11 protein-coding genes are annotated in these 8696 nt (G+C 58.2%); 1 reads left to right on the top strand and 10 read right to left on the bottom strand.

Translation table 11 applies throughout. The features are described from left to right. From GTN70_08220 to GTN70_08195, 6 genes are all read right to left on the bottom strand, one after another. Positions 1 to 347 (bottom strand): hypothetical protein (locus GTN70_08220; protein ID NIO16970.1); only part of this gene is annotated, 347 nt, incomplete at its 3' end. A 96-nt stretch (positions 348 to 443) separates the two neighbouring features. Beyond that, the gene (locus GTN70_08215; GenBank protein NIO16969.1) at positions 444 to 1127 is read right to left on the bottom strand and encodes an ATP-binding cassette domain-containing protein; all 684 of its coding nucleotides are present in this window, start codon (positions 1125 to 1127) and stop codon (positions 444 to 446) included. Positions 1128 to 1216: 89 nt separating this feature from the next. Further along, positions 1217 to 2440, bottom strand: coding sequence for an FtsX-like permease family protein (locus GTN70_08210; protein NIO16968.1), 1224 nt, complete (start codon positions 2438 to 2440; stop codon positions 1217 to 1219). Positions 2441 to 2566: 126 nt separating this feature from the next. Further along, positions 2567 to 3787, bottom strand: a complete 1221-nt coding sequence (locus GTN70_08205) for an FtsX-like permease family protein (GenBank protein NIO16967.1) — start codon at positions 3785 to 3787, stop codon at positions 2567 to 2569. Between the two features lie 27 nt (positions 3788 to 3814). Then, positions 3815 to 4576 carry an outer membrane lipoprotein-sorting protein gene (locus GTN70_08200; protein NIO16966.1) on the bottom strand — a complete coding sequence of 254 codons (762 nt, stop codon included), beginning with the start codon at positions 4574 to 4576 and terminating at the stop codon, positions 3815 to 3817. 44 nt (positions 4577 to 4620) lie between these two features. Further along, positions 4621 to 5253: a TetR family transcriptional regulator gene (locus GTN70_08195; GenBank protein NIO16965.1), complete on the bottom strand. Its 633-nt coding sequence runs from the start codon at positions 5251 to 5253 to the stop codon at positions 4621 to 4623. Between the two features lie 340 nt (positions 5254 to 5593). On the opposite strand from GTN70_08195, the gene sppA reads away from it, so the two are divergent. Then, entirely contained in the window at positions 5594 to 6568 is a 975-nt protein-coding gene (gene sppA / locus GTN70_08190) for a signal peptide peptidase SppA (GenBank protein ID NIO16964.1), read from the top strand. Positions 6569 to 6625: 57 nt separating this feature from the next. On the opposite strand, the gene GTN70_08185 is transcribed toward sppA, so the two are convergent. The 4 genes from GTN70_08185 to GTN70_08170 form a co-directional block, all read right to left on the bottom strand. Beyond that, on the bottom strand, positions 6626 to 7174 hold the full coding sequence (locus tag GTN70_08185; GenBank protein NIO16963.1) for an NAD(P)H-dependent oxidoreductase: 549 nt from the start codon (positions 7172 to 7174) through the stop codon (positions 6626 to 6628). A 315-nt stretch (positions 7175 to 7489) separates the two neighbouring features. Next, positions 7490 to 7732, bottom strand: a complete 243-nt coding sequence (locus tag GTN70_08180) for a hypothetical protein (protein ID NIO16962.1) — start codon at positions 7730 to 7732, stop codon at positions 7490 to 7492. A gap of 150 nt (positions 7733 to 7882) precedes the next feature. After that, the gene (locus GTN70_08175) at positions 7883 to 8509 is read right to left on the bottom strand and encodes a heme-binding protein (protein NIO16961.1); all 627 of its coding nucleotides are present in this window, start codon (positions 8507 to 8509) and stop codon (positions 7883 to 7885) included. Positions 8510 to 8581: 72 nt separating this feature from the next. Continuing rightward, on the bottom strand, positions 8582 to 8696 hold a 115-nt coding region (locus GTN70_08170), incomplete at its 5' end, for a quinone oxidoreductase (GenBank protein ID NIO16960.1).

Raw genomic sequence — 8696 nt, 5'->3', positions numbered from 1 at the left:
ACCCGGGCGATACCCGGGAAGAGCCGGTCCAGGGTATTTACCTTCCTTCGCGTGTCGCCCCCGGAGAGGACCGCCTCGTAGTGGGTGGTGAAATAGGTTTTTTCCGAGAAGAAGAGGTCGTTTTTCAGCCGGAACTGCACGTTCCCGTCAAAAAGGGTTCCCGTGCCGACGGGCTCGAAGAGGGAGCCGCTTTTTGCCCGCGAAACGAAGCCCTGTGCCTTCACCTGCCCGCCCCACGTCGCCGTGACCTCCCCGGCCGCCGGGGGCGCCGCCTGATGCATCGATACGAGGGCTAACCCGAGCAGGAAGCCGGTAACGGACAACCTTTTCCTTCTGAATCCTCTCACCGTACCATCCCGGGCCGGAAGGTGAAATTTTCCTCACTCCCCGCCGACGGCAGATACCGATCTGTGAAGAGACGGAAACCCCGGGGAGGGGAACGGTCATTTGACCCGGTCATCATCCACCAGCCCGTCCCGAATCAACACGAGGCGACGGGCAAACTCCATGACCATGGTATCGTGGGTGGAGAAGATGAAGGTGACCTCTCTTTTCTCGTTCATGCTCTTCATCATTTCCAGAAGCCCCCTTCCCGTGTCGGAATCGAGGTTCGCCGTGGGCTCGTCGGCCAGGACGATCGCCGGATTCGAGACGATGGCACGCGCCACGGCAACCCGCTGCTGCTGCCCTCCCGACAGCTCGCCCGGCCTCCTGTCGCTAAGACCCGAGAGCCCCACCTCGTCCAGGATATCCTGCGCCTTGCTCCGCCGCTCCTGCTGGGGAACTCCCTGGAGAAGCATCACGTATTCCACATTCTCTGCTGCCGACAAAACGGGAATCAGGTTGTAGGCCTGGAACACGAAACCGATCCTCTGGAGACGCAGCTGTGCCAGCTGGGACTGGCTCATAGCATTCAGGTCGTTTCCATTGACCGTCACGCTCCCCGAATCAGCCGAGTCCAGGCCCCCGATGATGTTCAAAAGGGTCGTCTTCCCCGAACCCGAAGGGCCGGCAAGGGCGAGAAAGCCCCCCTTTTCAACCGAGAGGTTCACGCCCCTAAGCGCGGGAACCTCGACTTTCCCTTCCTGGTAGGTTTTCTTCACACCCCTGAGCTCAACGATTCCCATGTCACTCTCCCGCCAGAGCTTTTCCGTTCATTTTCACCACATTGTATAGTTCACGGCCGTGCCTGCCCGAATCCAGACCGGCTCATGCTTCACGTCTGGGTCATGGCAGAAACGGGGCTGATCCGGGCAGCTTTCACCGCGGGGTAAAGGCTCACGAGGAGTCCCAGCACCAGGACGACGGCGTTGGCAACAAACAGATCCCTGCCGTGAATGACGGGGTAGATGATACGGGAGTAACCGAAAAACTCCATCCCGGCAGAGAGAGAGGTAAGGTCTATCCCCCTCCTTGCAAGGGAATAAACGGTCAGATATCCCAGGGTGTTTCCCGCGAGCATGCCGAGGAAGAGGAGACAGGCCGTCTCCGTGATCACGCCCCGTACTATCCACAGCGGTTTCATGCCCAGCGCCTTTTGCAGGCCGAACTCCCGCACCCGCTCGAAGACGGCCATCAGCGTCGTGTTCACGATGCCAAAGGCCATGGCGATGAATACGACGAGGAACCACCAGATGATGAAGCCGTCATACATCTTCAAAATCGCCGTGGTGAGGGGCAGGAGCTCCCGCCAGGTGTGCACTTCATATGTATCCCGGGAAAGTTTCTTCCGCAAATCTTCCGCCACCCTCTCCGCGCCCTGCCGGCGCGGCAAAACTATCGTAACTTCCGAGATCCCTCCTTCAAACTTCAGCATTTCTTTTGCCGCGGGCATGGTTACAAAAACGAACTGCTTCTCCGTGGCCTCCAGTTCGGCCCTGAAGATCCCGGTGATGCGGAAGGCACGGGAAGCTATCTCCTTTTGTGTGTCCTGCGCCATGAGTACCAGTTTGTGCCCCCGTTTCGTCTCGAATTTCTCAAAGAGGGCCGCTCCCACGATTATCCCGTACTCATCACCCGATTCCAGGTAATCTCCATCGGTCACCGCCTTTCCGATGAAGGAGACACGGGCCTCCTCTTCCGGCTCGACTCCCACCATGACCACACCGCTGGAATGCCGCGCGTTGCTTGCAACGGCGCTTACCCTGACCCGGAAAGCCCAGTTTGCGCCGGGAGGTAAGGTACTTTCGAGGACCGCCTGCAGTTTCGAAGCATCGGAGATGCTGTGTTCGATGGCCGGATCGTCGCGATACCCCTTCGCGTGAACCTGAATGTGGCCGGTAAGGGTGGCAATGCTGTTTCGAACGAGCTGGTCGGCAAACCCCCGCATGAGCCCCCCGAGAAAAACCATGCTCCAGACCCCGATGATCACGGCGGTCAGGATAACCATGGTCCGCCGTGGGTTTCGCCATATGTTCCGCCAGCCTAACTGGAAATACAATCGAGCCTCCCGGTAAACAGCCCTCTGCAGCTTACAATTTCCCGCTCCCCCTCTTCACTCCCCGATCCGCAAATCGAGATTCCAATTCTGAGTGCCATCTTTGCACGTACCCTTCCCCCCCACCGCCTATGCCGCCTTGAGTGCCCTTGCCGGCTCGATGCGCCGCACGGCAAAGGCCGGATAAAGGGCCGTCAGAAGCGTTATGATCAGCACGATACCCGCACCGATGGAGATGGACAGAAGAGAGAGGCGGGGGAACATCCTCTCGGGCAACCCGTACATGCGGAGCCAGTCGGAAGCACCGGGGAGGAGAATCCCGTGCACCTGAAAGTACCAGGTGACGAGGCATCCACCGGCGATCCCGAGAACTATTCCCACCAGCGTCATGCTCGCCGATTCGATGAGCAAAAGCTTCATCAGCCGCTTTGGTCCGGCCCCCAGAGCCGAAAGGACACCGAACTCCTTTTTCCGCTCGAATATTGCCATAAGAAAGGTATTCAGGATACTGAAGCCGACGACGACGATGAGAATGACATAGAAGATGAACCCGCTGACCAGGTCCATCTTGATGGCCTGGACGATCCCCGGTAAAAGCTCCATCCAGTCCAGCACAACCAGCTGTTCACCGCCTTCGAGCCGGGCAATGCGGGCGGCAATGGTTTCTTTCATCGTAGCAACGTCATCCTGGGATCTTCCGAGAACAACCACCTCATGAACGGCACCGTTCATGCTGAAGACATCCTGAAAAAACGGGAGGGGGATCAGGATCGTTCCCCGGTCGAATTCATCCTGGCCGGATTCGAATATCCCCCGCACACTGACCACGGTTGCCGCGATAGAACCATCGCGCCCCTGGCCCAGGAGCACGAGCTCATCCCCGGGGACCACCTGCATGTTTTTCGACAGAAGAGCGCCAACGACGGCCCGGTTGGTGTCCCCCGATGACAAAAAGCTCCCTTTTCGGATCAGCTTCGTTATGGTCGAGACGCTGCCTTCCCGCACCGGGTCGATCCCGACGACCAGGACCCCGCTCGTTCGTTCCCTCGACGAGACCAGAGAGAATGCGCTGGCACGCGTTGAATAGGCGTCGACACCTGTAACGCCGTCGAGTATGCGGGCTACCCCTTCAGGGTCGGGCACTGCAAGCCGGATGTCCTTCTTTTCCCCGTACCCTTTCTCCTGCACCTGGAGGTGGCCCGTGTACATTTTTACCGACGTATCGATCATGGTGTGGTACGAGCCGAACTGCCAGGAGAGCATGAAAACGAGCAGGAGTGTTGCAAAGACGATTGCCATTATGGTCAGGATCGACCTTCTCGGGTTTCGCCAGATGTTCCGCCATGCCATCTTCGTGTCGATGGATACCAAGAGACGCTACCTCCGGGGCTTTCGCAATTCACCGAGCGTGAAGAAGCTTTCGGGCAGATCGTCCTTGAACTCGAGTTCCCGGTAGTGCAAAAGGGTGTACTCGTCCAGGGCTCCTGCTTTCTGCATCTTCCACACCCGGGGAAAGAGCCTGCCGCCCAGCATCTGTATCTGCTCCCCCGTCATCGCTTTGACCAGCTTGAGATCCTCGTCGTAAAACTCCTCGGCGAGGAGGATGTAATCCTCCCGGATCTTCAGTTTCTGCATCCCCCACACTACGGGGGCGTGTGGTTTGGGAACCGACTCGATGACGAACACCTTCTTCCCCTCGTGTGTCTCCTCGCCGACGATCCTGTGGGTATATTCGTCGACGATGCTGTCGGACTTTGCCAGGTCGTTGTTTGAAAAATCGGAGCCCATCCATGCCTGGGACATCATCGATGGGGGAAGCTTTATGACCCGGTTTATCTTGGGATTGTATGTCCACATCTCGACACCCCGCTTGAGGGTCCCGTTTCCCTCGTCCTTTGGGGGGGCGGTTATGGTAAAGAGGCTTTTCTTGCGCCCTTTGGTCCACCCCTTTATCGTCATTGCCCGCTCCCACTTCGGCCGGTGGATGACCATGTCCACCACCGCAACGGAGGCCTCGCCCCGGTAATACTCTACGGAAGCCTCCACCAGGGACGAAGCGTCCAGCGCGTGCGCTCCACCGCACCGCAGAACAAGGCCCAGGAGGGTCAGCCAGATAAACAGCCACATCTTTTCACGCATATTACCTACCCCCGCCAGGCAGTGGCCTCCCTGCCCGGCAACGATCAGGGTTCCCCCCTTCCGCCCCCTGAACCTTGCAAGCCCTGTATCAGCACGGTCATGAAATTTCTCGCCGTGGCGGTGAGGTCGAAGGAATCTTCGAACCACGCCTGGAGAAAAAGGGCATCCCACGTCCCCACCAGGGCTGCAGCCACGGCTTCGGGATCCACATGGGGAAGGAACTCGCCGCGCGCCATCCCTTCCCGTATCAGGGATGAGACGATACCGCGGAATTCCCCGTAGGCCTCTCGAAATGCGTTTTTGAACCGCTCCCGCATCTGGGACGACTGGGATGCGGCCCAGAACTCGAAGAACAGGGAGAACATGTCCCGTATCTCGTCCCAGGATCTCATGAGCGAACTGCTCAGGGCCATGAGGCGCTCCGAAGCAGAACCCCCCAGGGCGGCAACGCTGACCGTGACCGACGCACCGAGTTCCCTTGAAAACCACTCGAACACGGAAAAGAACAGCTCCTCCTTGCTATCGAAATACTCGTAGATCGTCCCCTTCCCGACTCCGGCCAGGTCTGCGATCTCGGCCATGACCGTACCGGAAAACCCTTTCTGCGCGAAGACCCGTGCCGCCGCCTCGATGATCATCGCCCGCTTGTCTCCTCTTGCCCTTTTGCCCAGGCTCATACTAATACAGATATCAAATATCGACTGAGCAGTCAATCATAAATCAATATTTTTTTTATAAAATTAATTAATATTATAATTCAATATTTTAAGTCAATTATCAACCGACCGGATAGTCATGTTCCGGGGTAAACGGCGGGGATGGGTGAAGCTCCCCGGAAGGCCCGCGAAGAGATCCTTCCCCCGGGAAGGGTGCGGGGTAAAGCCCTGAACCGAACGCACCAGAGAAATTTGGCAAAGGAATAAGCTGAGATAAAGTGGTAAGATGTTCAATACATCTTCCCCGGATCCTTCACCACAGACGGACCCGGAAAGGGAAACCCAGAGGGGGTGAAAGCCCATGGTGAAAAGAGGCATTTATCTGGCACTTACGCTTGCTCTCCTGCATTTCCCCGGATGTGCCGTGAACATGTCCCTCGTTCCGCAGCCGGCGGAGCTGAAGGAAAAGGTCTTAGAAGGAACGGGCCGCCCGAAGATTCTCCTAGTCAACGTGTCGGGATTTATCACGGAACGGGCCCGAACGGACCGCCTGGGGCTCATAAGGAGACCTTCCATCGTAGAGCAGATACGGGAGGAGCTGAGGATGGCAGAGGCGGACCGCGACCTGGCCGGTGTGATCCTGAAGATCAACTCACCGGGGGGGCTGGTGACGGCCACGGACATCCTCTACCACGAAATCGGGAACTTCAGGGAGAGAAAGAAGATCCCCGTCTTTGCCTGCATCATGAGCGTTGGCGCCTCGGGGGGGTACTACGTGGCTTCGGCAGCGGACGAGATCATCGCCCACCCCACGGCCCTTGCGGGAAGTATCGGCGTGATTGTCCTCAAGTTCAACATCGAGGGGCTGCTCGGCAAGATCGGCGTGGAAGAGGAGACGTACAAATCGGGTGACAAGAAGGATATCTTCTCCCCCTTCCGGGCGCGCACGCCCGAGGAGAAGGAGATCATTCAGGCGATCATCGACTCACTCTTCGAACGGTTCCTCGACGCGGTGCACTCCCGGCGGAAGGGCGTGCTGGCCATGGAGGAACTGAAAGTGCTCGCCGACGGGCGCATCTACACGGCCGATCAGGCACTCGGGGCAAAGCTCATCGACCGGATCGGGTATCTTGACGACGCCATTCGCACCATGAAAGAGTCTCTCGGCATCGAGGAGGCCCGGGTGGTCACGTACTACCGCACGGGGGAGTACAAGGGGTCGATCTATGCCGCATCCGGGGACAGCAATTCCCCCGTCGAGGACATCATCACCGGGGGGAAGGACGCTTTCGCCCCGCTGGCAGGGGTCGAGTTCATGTACCTCTGGATGCCGTGAAGGGCACGCGATAACACCTTCTAAGATAGATCGCTGAGCAGAAGAAAAACCCGGCCACTACCCTTTCACGAAGGCGGCAAAACCCTCCATGAAGGATTCGAGGCGGCCCCGCGTTTTCTCATCGACCAGCTTTCCCGACCCGTCAAAAAGCCCGGCAGCCTGGCTTACATAGAGCTGCCTGCCGAACCATGCCCGCGCGCCCAGAGACCGGAGTACGGGCAGCCAGGCCGTCTGGGAAAAGCGCGTCCCCCCCTGCCCGGGCGTTGCCCCGATAATGCCCACCGGCCTGTTGGCAAACACCCAGGGGATATCCTCGGGGGGCCTCGAGAGCCAGTCGATGGCATTCTTGAGGACTCCGGGAATCGAACTGTTGTATTCCGGTGTGGCCAGAAGGAGTCCGTCGGCAACCGCTATCCGCTCCTTGAGCTTTACAACCGCTTCGGGGATCCCGATCTCCTTTTCCATGTCCCCGTCGTAAAGGGGGATTCCCCTGATGCTCGCAATTTCCAGGACGCAGTCCTTCGGGGACACTTCGGCAGCGGCAAGCAAGAGAGCCGTGTTGAAGGAACCTTTCCTGAGGCTTCCCGAAATTCCCACTATCTTGATCATCTCCTCCTCCCTTTGCGGTTTTCCTGCCCTCTACCATCTTCATTATACCCGGGAAATAGGATCCCGAAACAGCCTCACGGGAAATTTTGCCCGGGATACGGCGAATCTCTTTTCATTTGATGGGTGCCGAAGAAACCCGGTTTCTTCAGTGGAGACAGGGCACTTTCACTCTCCTGCTTACCGGTGGGGTTCCGGGCCCGGCAAAGACAACCGGCACAGATTGAAATGCACCGGCAAGGCGAAACCGCTCGGCGACGGGGCGAGTCTCGCAAAACCCACCGCGGAAAAAGCTCCCCGCGTTAGAGACAGGTTTTAGATGGGGGCCCCAAGTTCCCCCTCGATGTCTCTTTTCAGCTGGCAGTTCCCGCAGTCGACCGTCACCCTCTTCAACGGCTTGTCGAGGAAGAAATAGCGTTTTTCGCAAAAACCGTAGTCCTCACAGCCGCTGCACTTCCAGAGATGATCCGACCTTGCAAGGTCGAAACATCCCAGAGGAACGTGGCAGACGTCACAAACGGCTACGGTCTGCCCCTTCGTGCTTCCCAGGGTGTCCATCAACGGCTCCTGTCGATAATAAGTCCTATTATATACTACGCTGATTTTCCCTGTTTTATTACACCTCACATATTCTGGGATAGTACCACACTCCCCGCAGGGAAGTGAGGTAAAATTTCAGCAGATTACAGCCGTGGCGCAGGGCCTGCGCTACTCGATATCAACGAGGATCTCGTTTCTCCTGAGGAAGGGAAGCGTCCAGGGGGGGTTGTAATAGGCGGCGCGGAAGGTTGATGTTGCCCTGTATCCGTCCCGTGCCAGGTGCTCTTCCAGCGTTTTTTTCTTCTCTTTTACCCTTTTCTCCGTGGCGTACCAGGAGAAGCGAAGTGCCGCAACCTTCCTTCCCTCCACCTCCCGGAAGCTGATGCGGGCGTTGCCCGGCCGGGGAAGGGTATCGATGCGGTAGGCAAGGGGCATAACGAAGGCGACCACGTATACCTCCCCGTCCCCCTCGAGGATAACCGGGGCGGTCATGGGAATCTTTTCCGGCCCCTGCGGTTTCTCCCGTGTCACGGGGGCCGTCATCTCCATTTTCTCCCGGGCCGCGTTGTTTCCATCGATGTAATCGAAGAGGATCCGGAACCCGCCGTAGAGCGCTTCACGGTGCGTCCCGGTTACCGTAACCTCGGCAACGACATATTTCGCGTACTCGCGCACCTCGTAGCCATCCTCTTCGCTGAGGATTATGTAACCGGGTTCCGGGGCTTTGGCGCCGCAGGCGGCGACCGCTATGGGGAGCGCCAGGAGAAAACAATATACCTCCTTACCCGCAACCATATGACCCTCCTCTGGGTCTCCATTATGAGATGGTTTCCGAACCTGGGCGGTTCCGGGCCCGCTTCAGCGGTATCAGGGAATGAGGACCGTCGATGCCGTGGTCTTTCTCGACTCCAGGTCAATGTGGGCCTGACCCGCATCGCTGAGCGGATAGGTCTGGTTCACCTCTATCCTGACCACACCCTTT

The organism is Deltaproteobacteria bacterium (assembly GCA_011773515.1).
Classification (GTDB): Bacteria; Desulfobacterota; Deferrimicrobia; order J040; family J040; genus WVXK01.
Note: the sequence above shows the minus strand (reverse complement) of the source record. Positions and strands in the feature narration are given on the sequence as shown.